26 protein-coding genes and 1 CRISPR repeat array are annotated in these 26,760 nt (G+C 58.9%); of the genes, 15 read left to right on the top strand and 11 right to left on the bottom strand.

The features are described from left to right. Positions 1-152: 152 nt before the first annotated feature. Both Pyrde_RS07005 and Pyrde_RS07000 read left to right on the top strand, forming a co-directional pair. Positions 153-755, top strand: coding sequence for an imidazoleglycerol-phosphate dehydratase (locus Pyrde_RS07005; RefSeq protein WP_055409395.1), 603 nt, complete (start codon positions 153-155; stop codon positions 753-755). A gap of 134 nt (positions 756-889) precedes the next feature. Then, the gene (locus Pyrde_RS07000; protein WP_055409393.1) at positions 890-2,281 is read left to right on the top strand and encodes an ATP-binding protein; all 1,392 of its coding nucleotides are present in this window, start codon (positions 890-892) and stop codon (positions 2,279-2,281) included. On the opposite strand, the gene Pyrde_RS06995 is transcribed toward Pyrde_RS07000, so the two are convergent. Then, entirely contained in the window at positions 2,268-2,975 is a 708-nt protein-coding gene (locus Pyrde_RS06995) for a hypothetical protein (protein ID WP_055409391.1), read from the bottom strand. The two genes, Pyrde_RS07000 and Pyrde_RS06995, sit on opposite strands and share 14 nt — an antisense overlap. Positions 2,976-3,140: 165 nt before the next feature. On the opposite strand from Pyrde_RS06995, the gene Pyrde_RS06990 reads away from it, so the two are divergent. Both Pyrde_RS06990 and Pyrde_RS06985 read left to right on the top strand, forming a co-directional pair. Then, positions 3,141-4,814, top strand: a complete 1,674-nt coding sequence (locus Pyrde_RS06990; RefSeq protein ID WP_055409389.1) for an AAA family ATPase — start codon at positions 3,141-3,143, stop codon at positions 4,812-4,814. Positions 4,815-4,834: 20 nt separating this feature from the next. Beyond that, positions 4,835-5,347, top strand: coding sequence for a hypothetical protein (locus Pyrde_RS06985; protein WP_055409387.1), 513 nt, complete (start codon positions 4,835-4,837; stop codon positions 5,345-5,347). A 48-nt stretch (positions 5,348-5,395) separates the two neighbouring features. Here Pyrde_RS06985 and Pyrde_RS10460 read toward each other — a convergent pair whose 3' ends face one another. The 7 genes from Pyrde_RS10460 to Pyrde_RS10965 form a co-directional block, all read right to left on the bottom strand. Then, positions 5,396-6,193, bottom strand: a complete 798-nt coding sequence (locus tag Pyrde_RS10460) for a phosphoribosyl-AMP cyclohydrolase (RefSeq protein ID WP_197272664.1) — start codon at positions 6,191-6,193, stop codon at positions 5,396-5,398. Between the two features lie 63 nt (positions 6,194-6,256). Continuing rightward, positions 6,257-6,877, bottom strand: a complete 621-nt coding sequence (gene hisH / locus Pyrde_RS06975) for an imidazole glycerol phosphate synthase subunit HisH (protein ID WP_055409385.1) — start codon at positions 6,875-6,877, stop codon at positions 6,257-6,259. After that, on the bottom strand, positions 6,862-7,167 hold the full coding sequence (gene hisE, locus Pyrde_RS06970; RefSeq protein WP_197272663.1) for a phosphoribosyl-ATP diphosphatase: 306 nt from the start codon (positions 7,165-7,167) through the stop codon (positions 6,862-6,864). The genes hisH and hisE overlap by 16 nt, the downstream gene beginning before the upstream one ends. Beyond that, the gene (gene hisD / locus Pyrde_RS06965; RefSeq protein ID WP_055409383.1) at positions 7,154-8,437 is read right to left on the bottom strand and encodes a histidinol dehydrogenase; all 1,284 of its coding nucleotides are present in this window, start codon (positions 8,435-8,437) and stop codon (positions 7,154-7,156) included. Before hisD ends, hisE begins: the two co-directional genes overlap by 14 nt. Positions 8,438-8,439: 2 nt before the next feature. Further along, positions 8,440-9,216, bottom strand: a complete 777-nt coding sequence (gene hisF, locus Pyrde_RS06960) for an imidazole glycerol phosphate synthase subunit HisF (protein WP_055409381.1) — start codon at positions 9,214-9,216, stop codon at positions 8,440-8,442. Between the two features lie 474 nt (positions 9,217-9,690). Further along, a complete protein-coding gene (locus tag Pyrde_RS06955) occupies positions 9,691-10,167 on the bottom strand; it encodes a hypothetical protein (RefSeq protein WP_055409379.1) in 477 nt (158 codons plus the stop codon). A gap of 55 nt (positions 10,168-10,222) precedes the next feature. Next, the gene (locus tag Pyrde_RS10965; RefSeq protein WP_257640412.1) at positions 10,223-10,345 is read right to left on the bottom strand and encodes a hypothetical protein; all 123 of its coding nucleotides are present in this window, start codon (positions 10,343-10,345) and stop codon (positions 10,223-10,225) included. Between the two features lie 78 nt (positions 10,346-10,423). Here Pyrde_RS10965 and Pyrde_RS06950 point away from each other — a divergent pair, with 78 nt between their 5' ends. From Pyrde_RS06950 to Pyrde_RS06940, 3 genes are all read left to right on the top strand, one after another. Next, positions 10,424-10,813, top strand: a complete 390-nt coding sequence (locus Pyrde_RS06950; RefSeq protein ID WP_143522163.1) for a hypothetical protein — start codon at positions 10,424-10,426, stop codon at positions 10,811-10,813. Positions 10,814-10,861: 48 nt separating this feature from the next. Beyond that, entirely contained in the window at positions 10,862-11,476 is a 615-nt protein-coding gene (locus tag Pyrde_RS06945) for a pyroglutamyl-peptidase I (protein WP_055409375.1), read from the top strand. 77 nt (positions 11,477-11,553) lie between these two features. Next, positions 11,554-12,069 carry a hypothetical protein gene (locus Pyrde_RS06940; RefSeq protein ID WP_055409373.1) on the top strand — a complete coding sequence of 172 codons (516 nt, stop codon included), beginning with the start codon at positions 11,554-11,556 and terminating at the stop codon, positions 12,067-12,069. 205 nt (positions 12,070-12,274) lie between these two features. After that, a CRISPR array of direct repeats spans positions 12,275-13,121; the repeat unit is 25 nt; unit sequence CTTTCAGTTCTATTTGTTATGATTC. Positions 13,122-13,480: 359 nt separating this feature from the next. On the opposite strand, the gene cas6 is transcribed toward Pyrde_RS06940, so the two are convergent. Continuing rightward, complete coding sequence (cas6, locus tag Pyrde_RS06935; protein ID WP_055409371.1) at positions 13,481-14,425, bottom strand: CRISPR system precrRNA processing endoribonuclease RAMP protein Cas6; 945 nt, start codon at positions 14,423-14,425, stop codon at positions 13,481-13,483. A gap of 198 nt (positions 14,426-14,623) precedes the next feature. On the opposite strand from cas6, the gene Pyrde_RS06930 reads away from it, so the two are divergent. Next, positions 14,624-15,724 (top strand): tRNA-guanine transglycosylase, encoded by a 1,101-nt coding sequence (locus Pyrde_RS06930; RefSeq protein WP_055409369.1) that lies wholly within the window; start codon positions 14,624-14,626, stop codon positions 15,722-15,724. A gap of 148 nt (positions 15,725-15,872) precedes the next feature. On the opposite strand, the gene Pyrde_RS06925 is transcribed toward Pyrde_RS06930, so the two are convergent. Both Pyrde_RS06925 and Pyrde_RS06920 read right to left on the bottom strand, forming a co-directional pair. After that, complete coding sequence (locus tag Pyrde_RS06925) at positions 15,873-16,202, bottom strand: type II toxin-antitoxin system VapC family toxin (protein ID WP_055409367.1); 330 nt, start codon at positions 16,200-16,202, stop codon at positions 15,873-15,875. Further along, entirely contained in the window at positions 16,199-16,444 is a 246-nt protein-coding gene (locus Pyrde_RS06920) for a hypothetical protein (RefSeq protein ID WP_088171960.1), read from the bottom strand. The genes Pyrde_RS06925 and Pyrde_RS06920 overlap by 4 nt, the downstream gene beginning before the upstream one ends. Positions 16,445-16,805: 361 nt before the next feature. On the opposite strand from Pyrde_RS06920, the gene Pyrde_RS06910 reads away from it, so the two are divergent. From Pyrde_RS06910 to Pyrde_RS06885, 7 genes are all read left to right on the top strand, one after another. Next, positions 16,806-18,356, top strand: a complete 1,551-nt coding sequence (locus tag Pyrde_RS06910; RefSeq protein ID WP_143522164.1) for a TM1812 family CRISPR-associated protein — start codon at positions 16,806-16,808, stop codon at positions 18,354-18,356. 284 nt (positions 18,357-18,640) lie between these two features. After that, a complete protein-coding gene (locus Pyrde_RS10455; RefSeq protein ID WP_156328029.1) occupies positions 18,641-19,051 on the top strand; it encodes an RAMP superfamily CRISPR-associated protein in 411 nt (136 codons plus the stop codon). Further along, the gene (gene cmr4, locus Pyrde_RS06905) at positions 18,993-19,628 is read left to right on the top strand and encodes a type III-B CRISPR module RAMP protein Cmr4 (RefSeq protein WP_197272662.1); all 636 of its coding nucleotides are present in this window, start codon (positions 18,993-18,995) and stop codon (positions 19,626-19,628) included. Before Pyrde_RS10455 ends, cmr4 begins: the two co-directional genes overlap by 59 nt. A gap of 12 nt (positions 19,629-19,640) precedes the next feature. Then, on the top strand, positions 19,641-20,171 hold the full coding sequence (gene cmr5, locus Pyrde_RS06900) for a type III-B CRISPR module-associated protein Cmr5 (protein WP_055409357.1): 531 nt from the start codon (positions 19,641-19,643) through the stop codon (positions 20,169-20,171). 17 nt (positions 20,172-20,188) lie between these two features. Then, positions 20,189-22,054 carry an RAMP superfamily CRISPR-associated protein gene (locus Pyrde_RS06895; RefSeq protein ID WP_055409355.1) on the top strand — a complete coding sequence of 622 codons (1,866 nt, stop codon included), beginning with the start codon at positions 20,189-20,191 and terminating at the stop codon, positions 22,052-22,054. Between the two features lie 22 nt (positions 22,055-22,076). Continuing rightward, positions 22,077-23,003 (top strand): type III-B CRISPR module RAMP protein Cmr6, encoded by a 927-nt coding sequence (cmr6, locus tag Pyrde_RS06890; protein ID WP_055409353.1) that lies wholly within the window; start codon positions 22,077-22,079, stop codon positions 23,001-23,003. A 36-nt stretch (positions 23,004-23,039) separates the two neighbouring features. Beyond that, entirely contained in the window at positions 23,040-26,753 is a 3,714-nt protein-coding gene (locus Pyrde_RS06885) for a type III-B CRISPR-associated protein Cas10/Cmr2 (protein WP_055409351.1), read from the top strand. Positions 26,754-26,760: the final 7 nt, after the last annotated feature.

Here is a 26,760-nt window from a genome sequence, read left to right as displayed (position 1 = left end):
TAATGGAATGATATATCAAACATAGGGGCTATGTTTCACCTGGCTTACAAGATAAGCTATCTTTAATATAGTTAATGTTCTGCACGACAGCCTGGGGCTTCACTGCATCTATTTACCAGCCCAGCCCCTAAACCACTTTGGGGCGAGCTGTATTGGCTCGGAGAGTAAAAGTCGAGCGCCGGACGAAGGAGACCATAGTGCGGGTAGACGTCGATCTCGATGGCTCTGAACTGCGGGAGATCGGTGTATCGACCAGTGTACCCTTCCTCGACCATATGGTGGAGACTCTTGCCTACTATGCTGGCTGGGGGCTCCGCGTCGAGGTGGAGGAAGTTAAGCGTGTAGATGATCACCACGTGGCTGAGGATCTTGCGCTGGCGCTGGGCGAGGCTATAGCCAAGGCTGTGGCAGCAGGGGGCTACCGGGTGGCGCGATTCGGCTACGCAGTGGTGCCCATGGATGAGGCGCTTGTCCTCGTTTCTGTGGATTACTCGGGGCGGCCTGGGGCCTGGGTAGAGCTACCTCTACGCCGCGAGTCTATCGGAGGCCTTGCCACGGAGAATATTCCGCACTTCATGCAGAGCCTAGCCGCCGCTGCCGGTATGACCCTGCACGTGGTCACGCTTCGCGGTGAGAACGATCACCACGTGGCCGAGGCGGCCTTCAAGGCCCTGGGCATGGCTCTGCGGCAGGCCTTGGCCCAGAGCCAGGGGGTCGTGTCGACTAAGGGCGCGATACTGCCTCCGCGGAGCTAGCCCATGCATTGCTTCCGGAGCTGGGCGCAGCAATACGGGTAACACCCATGTAGGGGGGGGGGGGGGGGGGTGGCCCTGGGTCTGTCGTAGCTGTTTTAGCGCCTCTCGCGGCGTCGCTTCCAGGGGCGAAAACTGTGGAGTTACTGGTTGACCGGGAGCAGGAGCTAGGACTGCTTGAGCGGGAGTACCGTGAACCGGGCTTCCGGCTGCTAGTGGTGTATGGGCGGAGACGCGTCGGGAAGACGTATCTGCTGCGCTGGTTCTGCCGCGGTAGGCCCTGCGTCTACTACGTGGCTGCTGAGTTGCCCTATGAGAACCTTGCCCGGGAGTTCTCCCTAGCGGTGAGGGATACTCTAGGGCTCCCCGTTGCTGGGGATGTTGTGGAGGTTCTGGAGGCACTCGTCAGGCTCCACCGGGGCGGGGACAAGCTGGTGGTTGTTCTCGACGAGTTCCAGTACCTGGTGGAGGCTGACCCGTCGCTGCCGAGCCGGCTCATGAGGAGCATAGACACCGTCCTACGGGGCTCGGAGATGGTGCTGGTACTCTGTGGCTCATCGGTCTCCTTCTTCGAGAAGCGGCTACTCGGGTACCAGGCGCCGCTCTATGGCCGGCGTACTGGGCAGTTGAAGCTACGCCCCATGATGTTCTGGGAGGCTTGGGGCTTCAACCCGGGACTAACAGCGGTGGAGGCGGCCCGGCTCTACGGGGTAGCTGGGGGCACACCGGCCTACCTGGCCCTCCTGGGGCCCAGTGCTTCGGCTGAGAGGCTCGTGGAGGAGGCTACGCGGCCCGGTAGCCCGCTCCTCGATGAGCCGGTGTGGCTCCTCAGGCAGGAGCTACGCGAGCCCCGAACATACCTCGCTGTGCTCCGGGCTGTCGCCGAGGGCAGGGTGGAGCCGAGCGAGGCCGCCCACGCTGCGGGGGTCGATCCGAGGAGTATCGGTCGCTACATCGAGGTCCTCGAGGAGCTGGACCTGGTGGAGAGGGTGCGGCCCCTAGGCCGCCGTAGGCCCGTCCAGCTCCGGTTCAGGGACAACTTCTTCAGGTTCTGGTTCAGCTTCATACTCCCGTTGAGGAGCCTGATAGAGTCTGGTGCTGTGGAGAAGGCGCGTCGCGTAATACTCGAGGAGCTAGACAGCTACATGGGACGGGCCTTCGAGGAGACCATCGTGCCGCAGCTGGCCACGCGTATGATAGACCGGGGTATCCTGCCCGTTGAGCCGCGGCAGGCTGGGCCCTGGTGGCACCGGGGAATCGAGATAGACCTAGTCGTGAGGAGCCCCGGCAAAGCCACGGCCTTCATCGAGGCTAAGTGGGCCCGGCTGAGCGTCTCGGATGCGCGCCGAGTCCTGGCGAGGCTCGAGGAGAAGGCGGGCGAGACAGGGCTAGCCTCGCCCCGGAACTACTACGTCCTGGTAGCCCGGGAGCTAGACGAGCCGATACTGGAGGAGCACCACATAGCCGTGGACCTGGAGTGGCTCCACCGCCACCGAGTAGTGGAGCCAGCCGCCTCTAAGACGGTGTAGCAGCTGCAGCGGTCACTACGCTGGCTGTCCCTGGCTCGCCGCCGGGGCTAGTCAGCGTTGAGAGCGCTGCCTGTACTACTAGCACTTGTAGGCCGGGGGCGCGGCTCGGCGGGGCCCAGTAGGCCGAGGCGTTGTCGGGGTCGAGGAGCAGCACCGCGTCCAGGTGGGCCTGCTGGAAGGCCTCTAGGGGTATGGGTGGCCTCTGGTAGAACCTGTCAACCAGGCTCTTCAGCTCAGCTAGCATCCCTGGGCTACGGCGCCACGGGGGCTCGAGCAGCGCGGGGTGGATGGGCGCAGCGTAGCCCAGGGGGTAGGCGAGGGCGAACCTGTCGCCTAGCCGGCTGTATCTGGCCGTCTTCGCTGCTAGCCGGGCCGCGTGGTAGGCGAGGGGCGCGTGGCTCCACCGGGGCGGAGTATAGCCCGTCTCGACCTCCACCACGAGCCTCTCACGACCCATACGGGCGAGCACATCCACTATTAGCCCGTCAACAGGCTCCTCCACGGACACCGTGTAGCCCTCGCGGGCGAGCACACCAGCCGCGACGAGCTCGAGCACCACGTGCCCCGCACCCAGCACACCCCGGCTATAGAGCACAGCGAGCCTCTCCACGACCGGGGCGAGGAGCTCGCCGACACCCATTCTCTCCGCGAGCAGGGCTAGCCGGGTGTACATACGTTCGAAACGCTTAGACAAGACCAGGAGAGCCCGCCTACAACACCCTCCGGTATCACCGAGAAAAGAAACACGGACAAACAATGATGCAGAGTACGCAATGGGGCCGGCATCACCAGTGCCCAGGAGCCATAGACGCTTATGCCCCGGCCAGCCGCTATACTACGACACACGGGAGGAACAAGGGTGCAGAACCTCCAGCCCACGTGCTGCAGGCTCGCAGAGCTACGCGTCTCCGGTTTCAAATCCTTACGGGACACTAGGCTCGAACTCCCAACCAGGCTCACGATACTCGTAGGCCCCAACGGCTCGGGCAAAACAGCCATCATAGAGTCGCTGCTACTCCTCCGGGACACCCTCGACTACCTCCGAGGCCGCATAGCCAACCCGTTCCTACGCTGGTGGGGATACCGCCACGCTGTATGGATGCACGATGAAACCAAGCCCATAACCATATCCATAACCCTAGACTGCAGCGCGTGTAGCAAAGAAGAACTAGCAAAACTCCTAGAAGAAGAGCTGGGAGCAGAAGGCGTTAAGAGCGCAGTACGTGGCGGTATGGGAGCGGTCAAGTATAGGCTTGTAGTATCCGGCACAGGAGGACAATTCCAGATAGTCGAAGACGAGGTATGCGTTGATGGAGCTGGTTGCCTAGCTTTCAGCCCAAAAGGCGTGGTCCTCAAAATAGCAAAACCATTGGCATATAGACCTCCAGTATACCATGGAAACATTGCTATGGATATCTTACCTATAGCCGCGAAAATAGCCGAAAGAGCCGACAACATAGTAATTATTGGAGATGTTCTTACTACATGTAATATCCAGATGAATGATATGCTAGAGCAGCTTAGAGACCAAGTTGTTGCCTTACTTGAGGAGAAGACACTAGCCGGAGGCACTCCTACAGCGGGAGTCATACCAGCTAGAAGCGTTCTTGATCTCTACCTCGACCGTGTCGGTAAAGCAAACTACCCGATCGATATCTTTGAAGAAGCAGATGCTATTGTTTCACATCTCTCATGGGAGAGCATAGCTGCTGTAATGCTGAATAAGCTGGACTTCACTAAACTCGCTGAGCAGCTTGTCAGCTGTCTCATGAGCAAGCTGGTAGGAAAGCAAGAGAAGGTAGACAAGTTGCCGGGTATTGTGGGCGATGTTGCTAGGAAACTGGCCCTAAGCCTGGGATCCAGTATAGCCACGAGCATCGTTGCAGTATTGATTATGGCCGCATATCTGGTTGGAATATTCATTGACGGTATTACTGTTCTTCGTTTGCTTGATTATCGTTCTCTGCGTTCGCCGCAAGTGTTGGAGCCTGCAGGGAGGCTCAGGGAAGACGCGTCTAACCTTCTCTCGGTGCTGTTCCGGCTCGGGCGTGGCCGTCTCCCAGAGGATGTTGCCGCCGTGCTTGCTGACGTGCTGAACGCTAGCAGTGTCTCGGGGTTCTTTGAGCCTACGCCAGATGGTAGGGTAGCGTTTCGACTCGTAGTTGACAACGTGGAGGTTGCCCAGCCTTCTGTGCCTGAGGGTGCCTGGAAGACTATGGCTGTGATGGCTGCTGTGCTGAGCGGGGCTAGCCTCGTGGCTGTTGACGAGTTCGAGAATAGCCTTCACGCGTCCGCCCAGGAGCTGCTGCTAGAGGAGCTTAGGCGTAGCGTGCCGACAGCTATTGTTGCCACCCATTCTCCCGTGGTAGTTGACGCTGCTAAGAGCCTGGACGAGGTAGCCCTAGTCGAGATTGGAGCGGGTGGGACTAGGGTTAGGAGGATCCGCGACCCTGAGAAGCTTACGGAGAAGCTGAGGGAACTTGGCGTGACGCCTAGCGAGGCGCTCCTCTACGGCCTCCTAGAGACAAGCTAGCCCGGAGGTCATTGCCAGCCTTGGCGAGCGGCGGCAGAGTCGTATTAGTCGTCGAGGACCGCTACGCGAAGAGAGCTCTAGAGCTGCTCCTCGGCCGCCGGGGCCTCCACTGCTTCATGGTGCTGCACCTCCCGGTCTGCAGCGCGAAGATGACTAGGATAGTCTCGGCCCACCTGAGGAGTGGCAGGCGCGTGGTCATCCTCGTGGATGCCGAGCTGGGCCGGGCTAGTGAACGGGAGAGGAGTGTCCGTGAGAAGCACAGGCTAGGTGGGGATGTCGAGGTGATAGCTATCGACCCCTGCATGGAGGCGCTAGCATGTACTGCGCTCGGGCTACGGGGCTGCCGAGACAAGCCGTGCAACGGGGGACCAGTGAGAGCTGTAAACGAGTACTGGAGGCGGATACACCGGAGGGACTACGAGAAGCGTTTCCTGCCCCAGCTGCTCCTAGAGGCCGACAACGCTGGCAGCCTAGAGAAGGTGGATGAGTTTAGGCGGCTCCTAGGGGCCGTGGCAAAAGCTTGTAGGCAATAGTGGATATGCAACATAGGTAGCATCGATAGGAGCGAACAGGTAATGTGGCTAGAGTGCCAGTCTCGGGCGTGGCGGCTGGCCGGGCTCGACCCGGATGAGCACGTCTACGCCCCTTGTGTCCTCCCCGGCGGGGGCTGCTAGCGCAGCCACTGCCGCCACGTGGGCGCCTCGCTGCCGCGCAGCCTCTGCTAGCGCCTGGGCCTCGGCGGGGCTCGGCGCGTAGACCGCCACTCGGTCCGTCTCACCGATGCTCTCGGGTACGCGGCCGCCCTGGGCTAGGTGGAGGCTGACGTTGAGCTTCTGGGCTGCTAGGAGCGCGAGGAGCCCGCCGGGGGCCTCGGGCGCGAGTACTGCTGTGAGGCCTGGGCCCGCCCTGGAGCGTATCCTCTCAGCTAGTAGCTCTGCCGCTAGGGCTGCGAGCAGGGGCTGCGGTGGCGGCGTCCACGTGGAGAGCGGATGCCTCACAGCGCCCCCGTCTAGCCGGGTATGGGGCCCCGTCTCCTCCAGCAGCTCCTCGAGTATCTCGCGGCGGCGGTCGAGCAACGTGTTGTGGAAACAGCTCCTCTTGCCCAGGTGGCATACGTGCCGCCGGGGCCGCGCCACGTAGGCTGCTGCGTCGCCGTCGCAGTCGCCTAGTACCCGTATCACGTCGAGTAGCCCGCCGCTCGACGCTCCCTTGAGCCAGAGGCTAGCCCGGCTACGGGAGTAGAAGTGGGCCAGGCCCGTCTCCCTGGTCCGCTCCAGGGCCTCCTCGTCAGCGTAGGCGAGCATCAGGGGCTCGCCGGTGACAGCGTCGACCACGGCTACGGGTATGAGCCTCCTCTCTTTGCCCTCCTTCTCCTCCACGGCGTGTACGCCCCCTGTGCGCCTGGCTCCAGCTGGAGGAGCTGCACCGGTGGATGTACGGGGCTAGCGGCGGAGCAGCGCGACCCAGTTCCGGAGCACCCTTTGGCCGAGCCTGCTGCTCCTCTCGGGGTGGAACTGGGTAGCGTAGACCGGTGGCTGCTCGACGACCGCCGCGTAGACCGTCTCGCCGTAGCGGCTCACGGCGCAGACCCAGGGCTCCCAGACGCGGGTGTAGGCGTAGCTGTGCACGTAGTAGAAGTGGCTGCCGTCCTCGATGCCCTCTAGGAGTCTGCAGTCCCGGCCTGGGACGCGGTAGACCCTGCTCCAGCCGATGTGGGGCAGCTTGGCTGCTGTGAGCTTCTCGACGGTGCCGGGGAGTAGCGAGAGCCCGTAGCTGTGCTCCCCCGCCTCACGGCTATCCGTGAATAGTAGCTGGAGGCCGAGGCATACCCCGAGGAGCTGGGCGCCCATCTTGAGGGCCTCGCGTATCTCCCAGGCGCACCGGTGGAGCCTCATCGAGGCTGCAGCGTAGGCGCCGACGCCCGGCAGCACTACACCGTCCCAGTCGCCTGGGTCTCGGAGGCAGTCCATCACCGTGGGCTCTGCGCCGGCGCGGCGCAGCCCCGAGACGATGCTGTAGATGTTGCCGACGCCGTACTGTATCACTGCTACCCTCGGCGCCAACCAGCCCTCGCCTCCAACGCCCTGGCCACGTCGCATAGGCTTGCGCCGCGGAGCCGGAGCAGCACCATGAGGTGGTACAGTAGGTCGGCGGCCTCCTCTACCAGCCTCTCCCGGGTGCCAATCAGCGCCTCGACCATGGCCTCGGCGGCCTCCTCGCCGAGCTTCCTGGCGGCGAGCCCCGGGTCCCGGAGTAGCCTGGCGGTGTAGCTGCCCTCCGGCATCTCCCTGGCCCGCTGCTCGATGACCCGGTCGAGCTCCTCTAGGAAGCCTAGGCAGCTACTGCCCGTCAAGGCTCCTTCCTCCCCTCCTTAGCTCCTCTAGCCTGTGCTCTAGGCTCCGAGCGTGGTTCTCGAAGCCCTCCAGCCTGGCGAGTGTGATCGCTGCCTCGAGGTAGCGCTCCTCCAGCCCCGGCTCCACGTGCGCCACGGGCCGGAGGAAGGTGTAGACACTGAGCCCGCCCATCCACCTAGCCGAGCCCCCGGTGGGCAGCACGTGGCTGGGGCCATAGGCGTAGTCGAGTAGCGCAGGCGGCACCCCTAGACTGACCACCCCGGCGCTGACCCGGCGCTCTAGCACCGGGCCCGGATCCCCAAGGTAGGCTACGAGGTGCTCCGGCGCCATAGCGTCTGCCAGCTCTAGGGCCTCGTCGAGCCCCGGGGTCACCGCGACCGCTAGGTCCCCTATCCCCTCCCGGGCCTCCTGCCTGAGGATCTCGTAGACCCTCTCGGCTAGGCCCCGGCACGGGGTGGCTAGGACCGCGAGGCTTAGGGGGCCGTGCTCGGCCTCAGCTAGCATGTCGAGCGCTACCTGCCGCGGGTCCGCCGTGCAGTCGGCGACCACTGCTACCTCGGTCGGCCCGGCTATCATGTCTACGCCGACGACGCTGGATACGAGGAGCTTAGCGGCCTGCACGTAGGGGCTCCCCGGCCCCACCACCATGTCTACCCTCTCCACCGGCTCGGCGCCGTAGGCTAGCGCTGCTACGGCCTGCGCGCCGCCCAGAGCGTAGACCATGTCGGCGCCCGCGAGGTATGCTGCGGCGAGTACCGCGGGGTGTACGGGGAACCCGCGGCAGCCCTGGCCCCGGCACGGCGGCGACGCGACGACCACCCGGCTGCAGCCAGCAGCCTTCGCGGGCACGACCGTGTGTACGACCGTGGACGGGTATGGGTGGGCGCCGCCCGGCGCGTAGACGCCGACGCGCTCCACGGGGAGCCAGCGCAGCCTTGCCCCGGGGACCCCGGTCTCCGCGGGCCTGGTGGAGACATGGTAGAGCCGGACCGCCTCCACAGCCTTCTCCAGAGCCTCCACTATACTCGTGTCGAGGCTCTCTAGAGCCTCCCTCATCACGCTCCTGGGAACCCTGGGGTCCTCTGGCGCTACGCCGTCGAACCTCCTGCTGTACTCCCTTGCCGCCTCGTAGCCCCGGCGCCGCACGTCCTCGACTATAGGGCGGACACGCTCCACGTACTCGTCGAGGCTATAGCTCCTCTCGAGGAGGCCCCGCAGCTCCTCGGCGCCGGGGCCCCGGGGCCACTCCGCGTAGACTAGCCTGGGCACGGCTAGAGCCTCACCTCCACACCGCGCTCCGCGAGGTACTCCTTGACCTCCCTGACGCTGTACACCCTGTAGTGGAAGATCCCAGCCGCGAGCGCCGCATCGGCGCCCGCCACGGTGAACGCCTCGAGAAAGTGCCGGGGCTCGCCCGCCCCACCGCTAGCTATCACCGGTATATCCACGGCCTCCACCACCGCCCTGGTGAGCTCGAGGTCGTAGCCCTCCCTAGTCCCGTCACGGTCGATGCTCGTGAGGAGTATCTCGCCAGCCCCCAGCCTGGCCACGGTCCGGGCCCACTCGACCGCGTCCAGCCCGGTGGGGACCCGGCCACCGCTGACGTAGACCTCCCAGCCGCTGGGGATCCCCCGGCTCCTGCCGACCCACTTAGCGTCGATAGCGACCACGACAGCCTGGCTCCCGTACTCCCGTGCAGCCTCAGCGACCAGCATCGGGTCACGGACAGCCGCGGTGTTTATCGAGACCTTGTCGGCGCCGCTATCCAGCATCCTGCCGAAGTCCCGCAGACTCCGGACCCCGCCCCCCACCGTGAAGGGTATGGAGACCACGGAGGCCGTGTCGCGTACGACCCGGTAGAGGGGCTCCCGCTCCTCCGGCGTCGCGCTTATATCGAGGAAGACGAGCTCGTCCGCACCCTCCTCCTCGTACCGGGCAGCCAGCTCCACCGGGTCGCCAGCGTCCCTGAGGTTCTGGAACCGGGTCCCCTTGACTACTCGACCACCAGCCACGTCGAGACACGGGATAATACGGCGAGCCGGCTCCAAGCCACGCCTAGCTACGAGACCAGCATCACTCCATGCAATAACGCCCCACCAGCCTAGGGGAGCCCACCAGCAACCCCTCTTAAAACCCGCCCCCAGCAGCTACGCTTACGCCGATGTCCCACCTATACACCCTCTAACAGCTCCCTTAGGATTCCATGCTCTCTGTGTTATGCCCTGCCATCTACCTGGGAACAACCCCGGTTCCGCTACCGTCGGGCATCATGTCCCCGTACACCTTGTTCCCATGAAAACTTATAAGGGGAGAGGTTGCATTCCAAAGAATGCTTTCAACTCCGCTAATTACATGTCCCACGGATTTGAAGTCGGATTTGAAACGCTTTGAAACGCTCTAGAACAGAGAATCGACGCACTAAGCAAAGCCTGGGAGAGAATAGTAATTGTGTTGTGGTGTGCTGTGTAGCCTAAGTTTCTGAGTGGTTACAGTGTTGTGTGATGTATTCTATGTTTTCTTTGCTAGGCTTGTTGTGCGTCTTGCTGGGTTGTCGTTGATCCTAGTAGTGCTTCGCGGAGCCGTATCATGAGTTGGTGCGCGTTCTTGTCGCCCCTGAGTACTATTTTGCCGCCGGTGTAGTGGATCACTATGCAGTATCTATTTATCCATCCATATGCCGCCATGACCAGGCCCACGATGGTGAGCGGGAGGAATTCTGTGCCGTGGAGTTGTGCTGGGGCTTCGCTCCCGGGTGGCTGTGCTGCTAGTATCAGTATTGCTGGCAGTACTAGGGCTATGAAGAGGCCTAGGATTACTAGCCTAAGCGAGAGTGTTAGCTCTACCGAGTGAATGCTCGATAGAAGGACGTCCTTCAGCCATAGGCCGCGCGTCACTATGAGCCGGAGGTTTGTGATCGCGATTCTCGTGCCCTTGATGGTGCCCTCCCAGAGGAGGTTCTCGCTAGGGGCTAGGACGGGGATACCCTTACCCCTGGCCAAGCCTATGTGAACCCTCCGGGGTAGTATACTCTAGATGGCGTCTGTTCCTATAAATCTAGTAGCTTGCGTGTACATTGCCCGCGAGGTGTATGACTGGATACTGGTATCCCCCGTGGCCTGGTTTAGCTATCGCCGAGGCTGTAGCGTAGAGCGTAGGATGGTGCTCTAGCACCTCCACGTCTTCGTAGAGCCTCGGGGGCTAGTAGAGCTATAGCTTGGGGGAGAGGCTTTATAGAGGGCTGGATGGTGGGGCGCTGTGGGGGCGTGCATAGTGGCGGCTAGGCTATGCTTTAGTGGCAGCCTAGGAGAGCTACTGATTCGTTACCGTGTCTGGTTCCCGACCTGGCTCCCCGTAGCGCCCCACCTTGTCAGGGTCACGGCTCGGGGCGACTGTGGGCTACTAGACCGCCTAGTAGAGAAGTCTAAGAGGCTACTCGAGCCCAATAGGCTCGGCGAGCTACGGGACCTCCTCCGGGGCTACATAGTGGGCTGCCGCACCACGCGTACCGGGCCAGTCGCAGTGATGAAGCTGCGTGACCCCGAGACAGGCGAGTCCCTAGAGGTTACTGTGGAGAGCGATGACGCGGCCCCCCGCGAGGTCCTCGAGGATGTGGCTAGGAGCCTCTGCGAGGGAGCCGGTGGGTAGTAGCAGTAAGGGGCTCCCGAGGAGCCACCGGCCCGGGGGGCGGCTACGGTGGAGGACGTTGTCCTTGTCGCGGGCTTCACCGTGTTCGCGGGCTTCCAGTTCAACCCGGCTGAGGAGATAGCGAGGAGGCTCGACGGCCAGGCGATAAGGGGTCACCGTGTTCGCGGCCTGGTTCTACCCGTGTCGCTGAAGCGGGGCCTTAGGCTACTCAGGGAGCACCTGGAGGCGCTGAGGCCCCGGGTAGTGCTGGGCCTAGGCCTAGCGCCCTGGGCCCGGCGGGTAACCCTCGAGCTGGCAGCGGTAAGCCTCGTGCATTACCCCGACTACCCGGACGAGGACGGGCACCGGGCAGAGCTACAGCTCCTAGACGGGGGCGGGCTACGGGCGTACACTACGCGCCTCCCCCTGGAGGCTGTACAAGCCTGTAGCAGGCAGGGCCTCCCCGCCACTGTCGGGGTCACTGCGGGCACATACCTATGCAACGCAGCCGCCTACACGATACACCGCTATGCCCACGAGAACCGTGTAGCAGGTGGCTTCCTACACCTCCCGCCCTCGACCGAGCTAGCACACCGGCACAGGTTCACGGCCACAGTACCGCTCTGGCTACAGCTAGAGACAGTCAAGTGCATACTAAGGGAGGCAATCCGCCTCAACGGCTAGCCCCGGCGCCGCGCCGGAGAGCGATAGCTATTTGCTCTAGCAGCTAGCCTATAGCCCGGACGGGGGCAGTACACCCGGTGAACACGGCAGACATACTGCTGGGAGTAGAGGCTGGGTCCCCCATCCTAAACCAGCTCGGGCAGGCACTAGCAGCCGCCACGATAGGCGGGCTCATAACAGCACTCCTTATAGCCATACCCCTCATCATAGTATTCGTGATAGTGGAGGCGGCGTCAATGCTCCGGCTCGACAGCCACGAGTACATAGTGGAAATGCCCGCGGAAGACGCCAGGAGGAGGCTCGCCGAGCTACTACGGTTCCGGGGCCTCAGCGTAATAGAGGAACCAGACAGGATAACAGTCGACGACATAGTACGCATAGTGATATCAACGAGGAGAGACACCGACGGCACGCTACGCGTCCTCTACTACGCAGAGCCCAAGACATGGCTCGTCGCAGCCATAATCATCCTACTAGTGATAAACGTGGCACTCGGACTCGCAGTCGCCGCCATAGCCTACCTAAAATACGACGAAGCCCGCAAAGCCGTCAAAGCCTCCCTCAACGAGCTCAAAGCACGCCAAATATACTAAAACAGGCAAGCCACCAAAAACACCCACAAAGCCCAGCAACACAACCATCCCTACAACCCCAGCTCACCAACACCCCAGACAATAAGCCCCCCCCCCCCCGCATCGAGAGAAGCCACTACACATCATCTCCAGTTACTTCAGCCCCATTTTGCTTATGATTCTTTTCAAGTCCACTTACTCAGTCCATCCAAGAGGACAAGCCTAGTTTTCAATTCTATTTGTTATGATTCACGTCGAGTCTTAGGGAGTGGGTGAGGAAGCGCTTCAACGGAGTCTTTCAGTTCTATTTGTTATGATTCGGGGCCTCTGGTACCGGGTCGTGGTGCCAACCCCCAAGTACCGCCTTTCAGTTCTATTTGTTATGATTCTCTCCGTTGTTGTCTAGCTGGAGTATCTTTGCTGTAGACCTTTCAGTTCTATTTGTTATGATTCGAGAAGCTCGGTGGAGAGGCGGAGGCAGCGAGGAAGGCTGTGAGCTTTCAGTTCTATTTGTTATGATTCTAGCGGTGTGATTTTATGTATGGCTGTAAGGATTCCAACTTTCAGTTCTATTTGTTATGATTCTCTAGGCTTCCGCATGGAGGGGGTGTAAAAACATGCCTTTCAGAGTCTTTCAGTTCTATTTGTTATGATTCTGGCTCAACTACCAGCGATGCCTGGAGCTAGGACCCGGTGCTTTCAGTTCTATTTGTTATGATTCTTGCAGCGTCAACGGCGTCTCGGAAGCGTGCGTAGTCGTCGTATGACTCTTTCAGTTCTATTTGTTATGATTCATAGCGAGGGCTCTAGCCTCTGCCGTCGAGATGGGCTACGTAGACTTTCAGTTCTATTTGTTATGATTCCATATATATTGATACACGGGGCTAACCCGAGCGGGTGATAGTACTTTCAGTTCTATTTGTTATGATTCTCTGATCCGATACCAATGAAGGAAAATGATGACTACATACGAGACTTTCAGTTCTATTTGTTATGATTCGTGATGCCATGGCTAAGATGAAGGTTGAGATAAGACTCACGGATTTGGCTTTCAGTTCTATTTGTTATGATTCTGCATGTTGTCCACTTGATGTTATGTATTTGCTACGTATATTTATGCCTTGCTTTGTGGAGTCTTGGGTTCTCCTGGTGTTTATTTATTGCGTCTATGGTGGAGCTATTCCAGGCAATAGTGTGATCATCGGTGATGGTCTCATCGATGGCGTTGTTTCTACATGTCTAGCGTTTTTCTAAACGGTTTTACGGGTGTAGTGGTATTTATGTGTTGCCCCTGGTGCCTGGGGCTATGGCCGCTAGAAATAAGAGGTTCTAAACCGTTCACGACAGCTTACTGTCATGGGCTGTGTTTTTCTGGGAGGGTGTGTATGTTGTAGTGTTAAATATGTATCTTGGCTTGTTTTAGTTTCGTGGTTTACTGGTTTGGTTTTGTTTTGTTGTTTTTGGGTTGTATCCATTGTGCGTGTGTGTCTCCTAGTCCTATGCCTCGGCTTCTGCCGAGTCCGAGGGTGTTTGTGAGTGCTAGTAGTCTGTCGAGTAGCCGGGCGAGCCTGGGGCCTGCGACGCGGTAGGTTATCCAGCCTCGCCAGCCCCGTGCTAGGCGTAGCCTGCCGGAGGCTCCGCGGCCTATTACTACTGTCTCGGGGTGTAGCTGGTAGTCTATCTCGGCCATGTATACCTCGGCTGCCCGGGCGACCATAGCTGCGTCGTGGTTCCATGCGTCGCGCCAGTAGACTGCGTAGCGGGGGCCGAGGGCCCGGTTCCAGAGCCTGAAGGCGTAGGCGGCTACTAGCCCTGGTGATGGGAGGAGCCGGTGGAGCCTGGGGATCCGGGCGCCCGGGGGCGGCTCCGTGGCGACGAGGACCTTGGAGGTGAGCACGACGGGTGTCCGCGCCTCTACGCGTAGCACGCCGGTGGGCCCGTCCGCGGGGCTGGGGAGCCGTAGCTGTTCTGGTGTCTGGATCCTTGCCTCCTCGACCACGGTCTCGACCGGGCCGTAGGGGGTCTCGCGGCGGCCTCCGAGGACGGCTGCTAGCTCCCAGGCAGCTGAGGCGTCGTGGGCCACGAAGGCTACCCGCGCCTCTAGAGGCTGGCCAGCGCGGGCCACGAGGGGCCTCCCGGCCTGGGTGGTGGCTGAGTAGAGGGCTCGGCGGCCGCGGTACAGCATCGAGACGAAGAGCGGCTTGTAGCCCCGCCTAGCCTCCACTAGCTCACGCATCCACCCCGGGACGGGCGAGGCCAGGAGGAGGCTCTTTACGAGCTTACTGCTCACTGGTGGGAGCACAGTATCCCGTAGCGGCGTGACCCGTAGCCTCAGCTCGCCGATATAGAGGGCCTCGTCGGACAGAACCCCTAGCACCTCCGCCGGAGGAACCCATGAGGGGTAGACAGAAGAGTATTGGGCACAAATAAACAAGGATACTCCGGCGCCAGGCCACCACCCAGGAGCAGTGCACGATGGCCTACATGGGGGCCGCCGTCCACCGGGGTATAGATGCCCGAAGCCTTATGATGGCAGCTGGGCGCGTAAGCCCCGGCTCCGGGGAGGAACGGGGTTATGAGCCTACTCCCCGGCGCGGAGCCGCCGGTGATTGTCCCAGTCCACAACCTCGGGGCGGGCGGGAACACGCCGCCGTTCTGGCTGCCGCCGCCCCGCGGGCTGGGATGGCGCCACGCCATGTTCAACGCGTTCTTCCTCGGCGACGGCCACCGCGTCTCAGCGCTCGGCAGCCTCTACGCCTGGGTTGATAGCGGCGCCTTCCTCTTCCTAGAGGCCCCGCAGCGCAGGCTCGCCGGGCTCCACCGCCGCAGAAGGGAAGACGGTAGAGGCGGTGGGGCACCCAGCGGCTGGAGCGAGGACCTGGTGGAGGAGGTTCTCCGGCGCCAGGAGCGCTTCGGCGCCAGCGTAGCCTTCACCCTCGACTACCCCCTGCCCCCTAGGAGCCAGGTGGACCCCGGCTGCTGCCCCGGGACGGTGGCGGAGAGGATCCGGCTCACCGCGCGCGCCGCGGCCCTAGCATACCAGCTCCGCCGCCGCAGCGGGATAAGGCTCCTTGTAGTCCTCCAGTACAACAGCCCCGAGGCCCTACAGAGGCTCCTCGCCACGCTGGAGAGGGAGCTACACGAGCACGCCGGCATGGGCCTGGGCGACGTCGACGGCTACGCTGTTGGAGGGCTGGTGCCGCACTCCGCCAAGTGGTGGCTACTAGCCCAGCGCCTCCAGCAGGCAAGAAGACTCCTAGGATGGGGCACGTGGATCCACCTCCTAGGAGTCGCGAGCCCCCGGAACACAGCGCTACTATACGCCGCGGGCGCCGACAGCATGGACTCCAAGACCTACATCATAGCAGCCGCCAAACGCCTCTACTACCAGCCCAACGGAGCCAAGCCAGCCAGGATAAGCCTAAGAGAGGCAGACCCCAGCCAGAAACCTCTATGCACGTGCCCAGGCTGCACCAGGCACCAGACACTACAGGAGATGAGACACGACACACAGAGCATAGCCCTCCACAACCTCAGCATAACCCTACAGGCAGCAGCCGAGGCCCGGCAAGCCTGCACCCAGGGAGAACTACACAACCTGCTCAAGAACCAGGCCAGAAGCGACCCACGCCTAAGGAAAGCACTAAGCCACATACACGAGCCCAGACCGTGCTAAGAACGCCGGAGTATTGCCGTGATAGGCTCTGCCTGCAGTACTGGTAAGAGGCATAGCGTGACTCTGTCCTAGAGAGACGTACTCCCAGCCGCCGTAGCGGACTAGATTTTGAATATATTTTGAATATATCCGGTAACAAGAACCAGAATTAGGGTATTAGGCGCAGCTTTAAGTCGGATACCCTGGCGATGTCGAGATAGTCTCTATCCCTTGCCACAAGTTCTTCCCCGCGGTTTATAGCTACAGCCGCTATAAGGAGGTCGGCAAGGCCCTTAGGCTTACCCATCCTGCGTAGCTTTATCTGCAGCTCTAGGGCTAGACGCCAGTCACGCCGCTCTACAAGCACTATGCTGCCTGTAAACTCCCTGTAGGCCAGTATGGGTGGATACTCCAGCACCGTTACCTCCACAATGTCCTCCGGTATCTGCTGCCTAGCCCGGACACGGTCTATAACGACGCTAGTATCGAGTATAGTCAAGGATGCTGGGCCCTCCTCTTCTCCCTCCCCCTCATAGCCATGAGTACGCGTTGATCGTCCTCGCCGGAGTCGAGCCCCTCCAGAAGCCTAGTGTCAAAACCCTCCATCTCCAGCAAGAGTGTATACTCCTTACGGGTTAGCCTCCTCTTCGACTCAAGGAGCGTAGCGATACTCCTCTGCACATCGTCCACGATGCTTCTCGGGACCCTTATCTCCACCAAGGGCTCATCCGTGTCACTCATTCTCCCGTACACCTCTCATCATAGTTATAGCCCCCGATCTGGAATCCAGGCGCGATACCGTGTAGACTAGAACTACACTCCGGTATAAGCCCGATACCCTCCTACCATGTCCATATAGTGTACCCACGAGGATTGGAGCTGATTGACAGCCACAAAGAGGGTGTTTAAACCGGTGTAGTTATGCATATTGCACATTTGCATGTAGCCTGTATACTTGCGTTGAATGCTATTGCCAGCGTATGTATACGTGCTGCCACGCTCCTCTACGGTACTGAGCTCAATGTGGACTCAATGAAGGTTTGGGAAATATTTATAGCGATATCAAGGCTCTACATGGTACTATCCTTTCTAGAAGTAGTGCTTGCCGAGGCTCTGTGTATTCGAGGTTATAGGTGTTCCTGGAAGCTATGAAAAGGTCTCATATAGCATCCTGGGCGAGTCTATGCGGGAAGAAGCGTATACACGGGACGCAGTACTGCCAGCCGACGTACTATGTAGCAGCTCTAGCGATGAGTGCTACACGGTACTCTTAGCTCCAGAGGCGCTTGCAGCAAGTATCGCCGAGACCCCATCAGAGGCTGTTGACCTCGCTAGTAACTGGCGCAAGCTCGAAACACTGCTGGGAGAGCTGTACAGCTCGGTCCTCGAAAGCCCGGAGAAGATAGAGGTGAAGGCCCTACCCTCGTATGGCGTTTTCTACGGCGGCAATAACCTAGAATTGTCGATCTACGGCCCAGAGTACGGCGACCTGGAACTCTCCATCTTCATGGCGATGCTGGAGGCCCTCGGACAGTATAGCTGCGACCGCGTAGTCCTAGATACATCGGTGGGCTACAATATCTACGTCTCAGCAGCCTCTAGGGCTTTCCGGACACTTGTGGTAGCGTACAAGCTCGGTATACTCGATAGACTCCTGCTCGGCGGCGACAAATACGCTAAGTTCTATGTCTCGGCGGCTTCACCGGTACGGAGGGGGTATAAGGGCCCCTACCCGTTGAGCCTACAGGAGGTCGGAGCAAAAATATTCCCATCATTTCCGCTGCTGTCGTCTGCTATATCGGGGCTCAAGCCCGAGTCGTTTATCAGCTATTCAAGCCTCAAAAGATGCCCATGCATAGACGAGACAGATCTGGACAGAGTCCTACCTGGTCTCAAAGCGGAGACGGGCAGGAAGTGGGGGAGACTGGTAGCAAGCCTGAAGGTATTCCTAAAGCAGGGTCTAAAACTGTTTACAGCACTCCGGCTTAACACACCCCTAGTACTCTACCAGCCAGACATAGTCCTCGACGAGGAGCCCCCAGGCCAAGGCGAGGTCGAGGAAGCGATAAATGGGTTAATGGAGTTCATAGCCTCCGAGGCGTGGAGGACGATAAAATCGGCCGTGGATGAGGGCAGAGCAGTAGTCTGCCGGCTCGCTGCAACAAGGAGTACAAGCCTCTACACCATCCTAGCCCTGCTAGAGACGATGTCACTCATACGCTTAGCTAGGCACCTCATGAGCCGCCGAGCTGGCGGCATGGTGCCGCTACGTGAGCTGGAATGGTTCAAGGAGGAAGTCTATGAGGGCCGGCACGAGTTCGCCGAGGAGCTCAGACTAAACGCCAGGATGCTCGAACGAGACCTAAAAGAGCTAAAGCTAGCTAGCACCAGGCTCTCTCAGCAATGCCAGCTATATAGCACTCTACGCGGCCCCGTGGAGGAGCAAAAACAAAGACAGAGCAGGGAAGATAGTAGGAAGCTGCGCCGGGGAAAGCCCATGGCGGGCGATATAAAGCGCAACTTCTTCGCACACAGCGGGCTACTAGACAGCATAGTGAACGTGTGCAAGAGCGGAGACGAGATCACCGTCACATACACGCTCGACGAGAACATGAAAAAGCAGCTCAACTCATGGCTACTCTCGCCAGAGTAGAATACAGCCAGCGAGCTGCACCATGCAGCCAAGCGTTTTTCCGACGAAGATAGTCGTAGAAACAGCCGAGGGAGACACTGAAGCCAGTCCACTGCGAGAACTACGCCAGATACAGCCCCGGCACCCTGGCCTCGGCTATCACCGGCACCCGGGGAACCGGCATCTAAGCAGTACACTGTTCCGTCTACACCACATATGGACGTCATGTATAGCTGAATTTAATACTCGTCCCCACGACCTGTATATCTGGTGGACATCCTCACATATTGCGGGGCTGGTGCATAGTGGCCATTGGTTACTTTGACAGAATGGATCCGGTTCTCGCCTCTGCTCTGACACCGCTCCACCCTGGTGCCGGCCGCGCACCTGGCGTGGTTGATCTCCCGGTGCAGCGCGACCCCTACGGCTACCCCCTGATACCCGCGTCGAGCATTAAGGGTGCATTAAAGACCCAGGCGGGCCAGCGGAGGAACTGCATAAGTGGCGGCCGAGTGGCATGTAGCAGTAGTGATTGCAGAGCGGTATGCTGTATATTCGGCCCGGAGCCCGGAGAAGGCGACGAAGGAGCCTCAGCAGTATCGATTATAGACTTCTTCCCCCCTGGCTATACCGGTTCCCAGTCTAGAGTACGGCTACGTGTACGTCACGACTCCCATGCTCCTAGCACGCGCCAAGGCTATCCTCGAAGCATCTAGCATCAGCAACATGTTTACGAAGCTCTATAACGTCATAGATGTACTCCTGGGCGACTCTAGGGAAGTTGGGGGGCATACCGTCCTAGCACCTAGGCTCCGGGATAAGGGGGAAAGCATAACACTTGGTCTCGAAAAGTTTACTATAGCAACTACATCACAATCCAAAAGCATCGAAGAGGTCAAACTAGACAACCTTAATCCGCTCTACCAGGCACGCCCTCTCGTGGACAACCTAGTAGTCGTTGGAGACGATGTTGCCCCCACCGTGATAGAGAGAGGACTAATCCGCGTTACACGCATAAGTATAGACCGCGAGAAAAAGACCGTCACACAGCGGGCTCTCTGGACTGAAGAATATCTCCCGCCTGGTAGCCTCTTCATAGGCGCAGTCGCGTTTACCAGGCCGAGAAACAAGTATTGCAACGGCATCAGCGCCGACGCCTCTGTCGTGAAGGATATGTTCTTGGAGCTCCTGGGCGCTGCTTCCAGCAAGGATACTAACACCAGGGTGCTTTACGCGAGTATAGGTGGCAAGGAGACCATAGGCAAGGGGTTGATGAAGCTAATGATAGCCTAGCGGTGATCGACCATGACACCTACAGTAGATCCTATATCCATGGCTATAGACCACATACTGCTACTACGGGATCTCGTCGAAAAGGCTACAGCCAATTGCAAAAACAAAATGCGAGACAAGGGAGACGCTATCCGAAGAAGAGCCAAGGACTTACCTAGCATGGTGTACACGGTAGGACTAATACCAGCGCTCACTTTCTACATGTCCAAGATCGAGAATTCCAAGCTCTATACCGACCTTTACAAGCTGCTAAGAAACCGCGACAAGAAACTGGGAGAGCAGCTAGCTGGAAACCCGAGCAGCGACCTGTGCCAGGAGATAGGCGGGAAAGAAGCAGCCGGCTATACTACACTACTAGCACTAGCCGCTGCCGCACTATCCGAGGCAGGAGTAGCCAATACCGATCTATCAAGTCTCCAGAATCTAGCTGCTTCATTGAAATCGCTGAGAGAGCAAGGCAAAGAGCACTATGCTGCAAGACTACTAGTGGAATACCTCAACGAGGTCAAGAAGCTAGCAGAAGCGTTCTTCGCTAAAGGCTAGACTGATGGTGGTAAACGATGCCCGTGGAGCCTAGGGATGCTCTAGAGTTCGAAGACATTACAGACACTATAAGAAGCCTGGAAGGCGCTAGAGACGTCTTTGCCGAGATAGTGTTTACCTCCGTCACGCCCTACTGGGGTGGCGGCTACACTGGCAAAACCTTCCACTGTGTCGACGGAGAGTGCAGCGACTACGAGTTCCTATGGCAGGGCTCAGAGCAGCTCCGCGGCATGCTCCGCTGGCTCGCCCGCACAGCAGTAGCCAGCTATATCAGTGACGAGGATCTCGGAAAGAACGGCTATAAAGCGACAGAGGACGACCTCCTCAGGAAGCTCTTCGGCTCAGTTGAGAAAAACGCACGAGCCGCTTCATTCATCCTAGAGGCCAGGCTCGAGTCTAGGCCGGAGCCATTTGCAGAGTACAAAACCATAGTAGCCGCTGTACAAGAAGCTTTTGATGAGGCAAAGAAGAGGATAGAGAGGAGAGGAGATAGATCCAAATCGAAACAGAGCCCTAGGCTTAGACAAAGTCATGTCATGCAAGTACTCGAGGAGAAAGCCTATAGACGTCTACGTCTCGGCCAGTGCGGAGATGATGACTTTATCTGTCTATTTACGGTGCCAAGGTTCCACCTACTCGCTCTAGGGGTAGAGGCAAAGCCGGAAAGCCGGGATTTCGTCAACAAAACGGCCCAGTATCTATTTGAGCTGCAGCCGGCAAAGCCCGGAACTGTCGTATTCCGTCTCAGGCTCCGTGAAAGGCCTGGAGCCAAGCTCGAGCCAGCAGAGAAGTTCCTCCTCGCAAGCCTAGCACTCGCAGAGCCAGTACTCCTCGGCCTCGGGAAATCCGTCTCAAGAGGATTCGGCCGCTTCCTTCCCCGCAGAGGCAGCTACAGATTCGATACCGGTGACGGGGACTTTAACGGAGAGCTAGCAGAAGTAGCAGAGAAACTCGCCACCAAGCCGGACAAGAGCACTATAGAGCAGCTTATCAACCTCGTGCTAAAAGCTACAGCAAAAGCATGGGGTATATCGCACGAACCATACAAGAGTCTTGCAAGCGTGCCACGGCTCAGCTATGCTCACAAAGAGATGAGATACGTGGAGCAGCTAAAGCACCCCTGCATGCTGGCAACAAGGGAGTACGCGCCTAGAAAGAATGACCATGAAGGCCGACAGCTTGTATTAGACTACTGTAACCCCTCTAAGAAAAAACCCGTAGTTGGCGTCTTAGAGGCATTAAGCGCCGTCGGTAAGGCAGCTACTAAGGCTGTCTGGAAGATCTACTACTACAGCTACTTAGCGTCTAACAAGCTGCCAAGCGGGCTAGCCGTAAAGATGCCAGGCGTAGGGTTCCATACGTGGATCCTCGGCCTACCCCGGCAGCAATGTCAAAAAGTTAAGCAGAAAGCTAAGCAGTATAGAAAGTGCAGGGGATACGCTATAGGCAATATAAAAGTCAACAGAATTTTGAAATGCATGAGAAATGAACCGAAAGACCTTGAAGCTGGCAGAAGAATAAGCAACGTGATAATTAGCGTTCTACCTGGCCGGAAAGGCTACGCGGGGGTCATTCTACCACTAACCGCAGCAATAGATATTCCTAACGCTCTTAAGAGAGATCCTTCCAAAGCCCGACTACTCCATGTCGGCGAACACAGCAAGGGCAAAATAATAGTCGTAACTGATGTCGAAGCCGTATCATCGCTGCAGTACATAATCCCTCATCAATACGATCCTCAATGCGGGAAATGGGCGAAACCAATGGATGCCGGTATCATAGAACCGGGCCAGCACAACAACGGATATAATGCAAATAGCAAGGAGTTCGTCGAGAACATTCTCCACGCTACCTTTGACTGGTTGGAGACACTACTAAATTAAGACACTAAGAGGTGAGTTCACGGTGAAGAAGTTTGGTAGTATCCTCCTACGTACAATTAATGATTATACAGAAGCTGTACTCGGTACGGTCAAGAAAAAAGGCCTCCTCAGTCTAAAGGATGAAAAACCTGAAGTGCTCCGACAGATTAGCGAAAGCCTCACATCGTTAATCGTAGGGACGTCGAGTGCCAGGATAGCGCTAGTACGGAATCTACTAGACGAACAAGTAAAGGGATTACTGGAGACTGGCCACGCGGTCGTAGTGATTGATGCCAAGCTTACTGATCGTGGCCTAGTGGGTGCTGGGGGTGGGCTTCTAGCCTCTGTGTTCGAGGTGGGACTTGCCTGGGATCTCTTGCTGGACTTGCCGTATGTGCCCGGGTCTAGCTTCAAGGGCGCAGTCTCCGCGTTTGCAGAGGTGTCTGCCGGCTGTGATAGGCTCCGTGCAAGGCGTAGAGGATCGGAGGATAAATGTGTTGCCGAGAAGGAGCATGCTGAGAGGCTTGATGCTCTAAGAGCACTCTTTGGCGATAGTAGCGACTCCGACGGCTCTATGGGTTCTCTGCTCTTCCTTGATGCATACCCGGTAGAGCCTGGTCGCCGTGGCCGCCTCGTGGAGCCAGCCGTCATTACGCCTCATTATCACCGTGGGGGTGAGCCGGTTCGCTACGAGTACGAGGCACAGCCAGTCCCTGTACCGCATGTCGTGCTGGCACCGGGCGTAGTCTTCAGATTCATAACAGCTCTTCCTCTTGATAGGAGGAACGAGATAGCAGAGGCGCTTGGGGCTCTAGGGCTGCACGTTAACAACGACTCTGTAGAGGTTAGTGTTGCTGCTCTCGTGTCCTCTGCTCTTGCGAAGGGCGGTATCGGTGCTAGGACGACTAAGGGCTATGGTGTTTTCCAGCTTGTCTCAGCCCGCATAGCTAAGCCCAAACCCAAGGCATAATTCTCTGTCGCCCCGCATATGCGGGGGTGGCTCTCCATGACCCGTCTCGAGGCTGTCAAGCTAGCTATACTCTTCCATGATCCGCCGTGGAAGCCGTGGACGGTGCTAGGTAGGCTGCCGGGTCTCCACGAGAGGCTCTACCAGGTGTTTAGGGATAGCGTGAACTATGCCTTGAGGGAGGCAGGCTGCGGTAGCTACGAGGAGCTGAAGAAGAGTCTCCGGGCCCACGAGCTGCAGGGTGCTCTCTTCCTAGCAGTTCTTGCAGGGGAGCTAGGCAGAAGGCGTGTCGGGGATGCAACTGGTGTAGCGTTTGAGGCTCTCCGGCTACTCTGTAGGCGCGATTCCAGCGTGGAGAGGGCTGACGCGTTCTCGTCTGCACTCGATAGGCTTGTGGTACATGCCGCTGAGAACGCGCTAGGCAGGAAGCTGGGCACCAATAGGCTTGCCTACAAGAATCCATTCGACCCAGAACTCGTCATCGTGAACAGCTCTGCCCCGTCTATCGACCGTTTAGAGGAGTTTGTCAGAGTCTATGCCAGTACTGTAGCCAAGCTTGTAGAGAGAGCGTGCAGTGCCGGGGGTAACTATGGCTGTGGCCTGCTACTAGTCCATGTCGCGACCTTGCTCATGGAGCATCTATGGTACAAGGTGTTCCCAGGGCAGGCGCCGCCTGCTGATACACGTGTACCGGGCCATACGGTGTTCGACCATGTCTCGGCAGCTATGGCTATGGCCAACTGGTTCAGCGGCGCGAGGGATGGGGATGTCACTCCGAGGGGCTACCTAGTCGTTGTCGACCTTGCCTCGGTGCAGAGCTGGATAAGCGAGGCTCGGCGGCTACGCGACATGTGGGCTGCATCGTGGCTTGCTAGCTTCCTTGCGTGGAAAAGTGTTGAGCCTCTTGTAGAGAGATTTGGCCCGGATGTACTGCTTCAGCCGCCGGCCCGGCTACACCCGTTCTACACGGCGTGGCTGCTCAGCAAGCTAGGCTTCAGAAGGTGGAGCGACCTGGAGAAGGAGGCCCGGGAAAGCCGTGCTGTTGATGTGCTCCATAGTGTGCTTGAGCCTTGGTTCCAGGGCTGGCCAATAGACCCCACTGTGCCGTCACGCGTGCTCATCATTCTGCCGCGGGAGGCTGGAACACCCCAGGAAGTGGAGAAGAACATCGTATCAAGTTATGCTGCTGTGTGGCGAGGTATCATCGGCGAGCTGGCAAGCTACGTCGAGGAGCTGGTAAAGGTCCTTAAGGAGGGCGAGGTTAGGAAGCTGCTAGAACAGTACGAGGATGGAGAGCTACGGAGAGAGTTACAAGGGCTCCGGGTGCTTCTACGCCTAGCCGAGGCCAGGGATATACGAGAGCTACTAGAGGGGCTGGAGCCGCCGCTGCCTCTACGCATCACGGTAGTCGACGTTGCAGAGGCCTATAGGGAGTATGAGGAGTGGCTCCGGGAGTGCCGGGTATGGGATCGGGCACGGAGGAGACTGGGAGGCGGAGACGACGATTACGCTGTCAAGGTGCTAGAGGGGCTACGTGGCGACCGTGACCTACTCTTCTACGCATTCCTCCAGCTAGTATATCTGCCGAGGGAGGAGAAGGAGGCCCTCATAAGGGCTAGCCGCCGTAGCGGGAAGGGCTACCTAGACTACGCCCAGAGCATGTACAACACGTACCTCGGCACCATTGATAAACAGGAGAAGGTGCAGCCACGACTCTGTACCGTATGTGGCCGCGCGGTAGCGCTCATCAACCCCCCGGAGCCGGGGAGCAGAGCGTATGAAAAGTTGACAAGAGTCATAGATGAGATGCGAAGAAGTAGTGGAGAAGCAGAAAGTGCCACAGCCGCTAGGTTGCTAGCTGAGGCTCGTGGTGAGAGACTTTGCCCATACTGTCTAGTCAAGCGTATGCTCCGTACCATGCTACAAGGCATCCAGGAGGCAGGCAAGAAGGGAATAGCAGGACAGCTCGTGGGCCTAGAGCTTGAGGAGAGTCACAGAGAGAAGCTAGTGGCTAGCAGTGTTGACGCCTACACTTCCAGGCTACACGTGAACCGCGCCAAGCTAGCAGAGGCCTTAAAGAAGTTCATAGGGGGGCTCAGCGTCGACGATCTACGTAAGCTGTACTCTCTCGTCACGAGTGGCCATCTCAGCTACGGCGTGGAGAAGTGGCTAGAGGAAGACAAGAGGAAGGAGCTGATCAAGATAGTCCGGGATAAGCTTCAGGAGGATGAGGAGGCAGCGAACATTAACACGGAGAGGCTAGTAGGAGCTCTAGAGTCTAGTGTGCCCTCACTCCTTGTTGACGCTGGGCTGCGTAACTCTGTTGCTAACGCCTATGCTGCAGGCGATATCGGCGCCCGGCTTATCAAGGCCCTGGATGAGGCTGCTGGGTATGGCTCAGCCTACTATGCTGTGGTGGCTGCTGACGGCGACTTCATGGGCCGGGGGGTGCTGCAGGGCCGGCTCGGCGTAGAGCCCCACAGGTACATGGAGACGCTGCTAGAGGTAGCGGACCCAGAGGCTAGGAGGGCTATAGCTGAGGCCTTCGCGGCACTCGTAGACGCGCTAGATGAGGTGCTCAGGAGGCCGGAGGCTGGAGGAGGGGAGCAAGGCTATAGGCTAGGGTGCCCAGAGAGGAGGCTAACACTAGTAGTTACGCCCTCCTACCACTACACGGTATCCAGAGCCCTGGCGGCATCCGCTGTTATGGATCGCGCTATTGTGGAGGTGCTCGGCGGCTTCCTAGTCTACGCTGGTGGCGACGACCTTGTGGCCATCCTGCCGCCTGGCACCGGGGATCCACGGGAGAGAGGTGTACCCTACCCCGCGCTCGCTGCCGCTATAGCGGCTCGGCGGAGCTACTGGGGGCTAAAGGCGTACCCTAACGGGTTCCACGTCTACGTGCCGGGCGGGAATGGTGACCACAGAGAGCATCATAGGCCTCTAGGGGTCGTGGTCCCGGCTATCCGGGGCGCTGGCCGCAGCACAGTGGTCTACTATGCACATGCTAAGACTCCTATGTGGTTAGCATTCCGCACTGCCCACGAACTGCTAGACGCTAAGGACAGTATAGCCTATCTCGAGTATGGAGGTAGTTGTCTCGGTGGTGTAGCCAGATGTAAGGATGCCCTGATAGTTGCTAGCGAGGTTAGCGGCGTAGCAGTGCTACCATTTACTCTAGGCCTAGAGCCCGGGGGAGGAGATGCCGGGCTAACCGGCGCCCTAGTCAAGGCCATACTGTTCTCTATAGAGGAATGTGGAGCTAAGAGCTACGAGCTGGCACTCTCCGCCAGCGTTATACGCGACCTAACCGGCGATACAAGGCTACTAGCAGAACTAGCTGAGAGAGATATGAGGGCCGCTCTGAGCCTTATCGAGCACTATCTGATGCGTAATTGCTGCGAGCGCAGCCGCTGCAAGAAGCCAGGCGAGGAGGACGAGTATGCTGCTACACGCAGGCTCGCCGCTGCCGCCCAGAACGAGCTAGATAAAGTGGCGGATATCCTGGGTAGCAGGATTAGCCTACCGGATAGGGCTAGAGAGGACCTCATCAATGCAGTAGCCTCTGTAGCTGTGGCTACCGAGAAGGACAGCATGGTAGCCGCTATACTGGAGAACTCTGGACTGGCTGTCGAGCTGTGTGAGTGCCTTGTAAGAGCCCCTCTAGCCTCCATGGTTTTCCATGCAGCGGGAGTCACGCGTACAGCTGCTAGGAGGCCCCCGAGGCGGAAAGAGGGCACCACATCCTCCTAGGGGGTGG

This window comes from Pyrodictium delaneyi (assembly GCF_001412615.1).
In the GTDB taxonomy this organism is placed as follows: domain Archaea; phylum Thermoproteota; class Thermoprotei_A; order Sulfolobales; family Pyrodictiaceae; genus Pyrodictium; species Pyrodictium delaneyi.
The sequence above is the reverse complement of the archived record's forward strand: the minus strand, read 5'-3'. Positions and strand labels throughout refer to the sequence as shown.

Coding starts and splice junctions, on each gene's coding strand:
- Pyrde_RS06930 (WP_055409369.1), top strand. CDS start 14,624: ATGAGCCTACTCCCCGGCGCGGAGCCGCCGGTGATTGTCCCAGTCCAC.
- Pyrde_RS06920 (WP_088171960.1), bottom strand. CDS start 16,444: ATGAGTGACACGGATGAGCCCTTGGTGGAGATAAGGGTCCCGAGAAGC.
- cmr5 (WP_055409357.1), top strand. CDS start 19,641: ATGACACCTACAGTAGATCCTATATCCATGGCTATAGACCACATACTG.
- Pyrde_RS06895 (WP_055409355.1), top strand. CDS start 20,189: ATGCCCGTGGAGCCTAGGGATGCTCTAGAGTTCGAAGACATTACAGAC.
- Pyrde_RS06885 (WP_055409351.1), top strand. CDS start 23,040: ATGACCCGTCTCGAGGCTGTCAAGCTAGCTATACTCTTCCATGATCCG.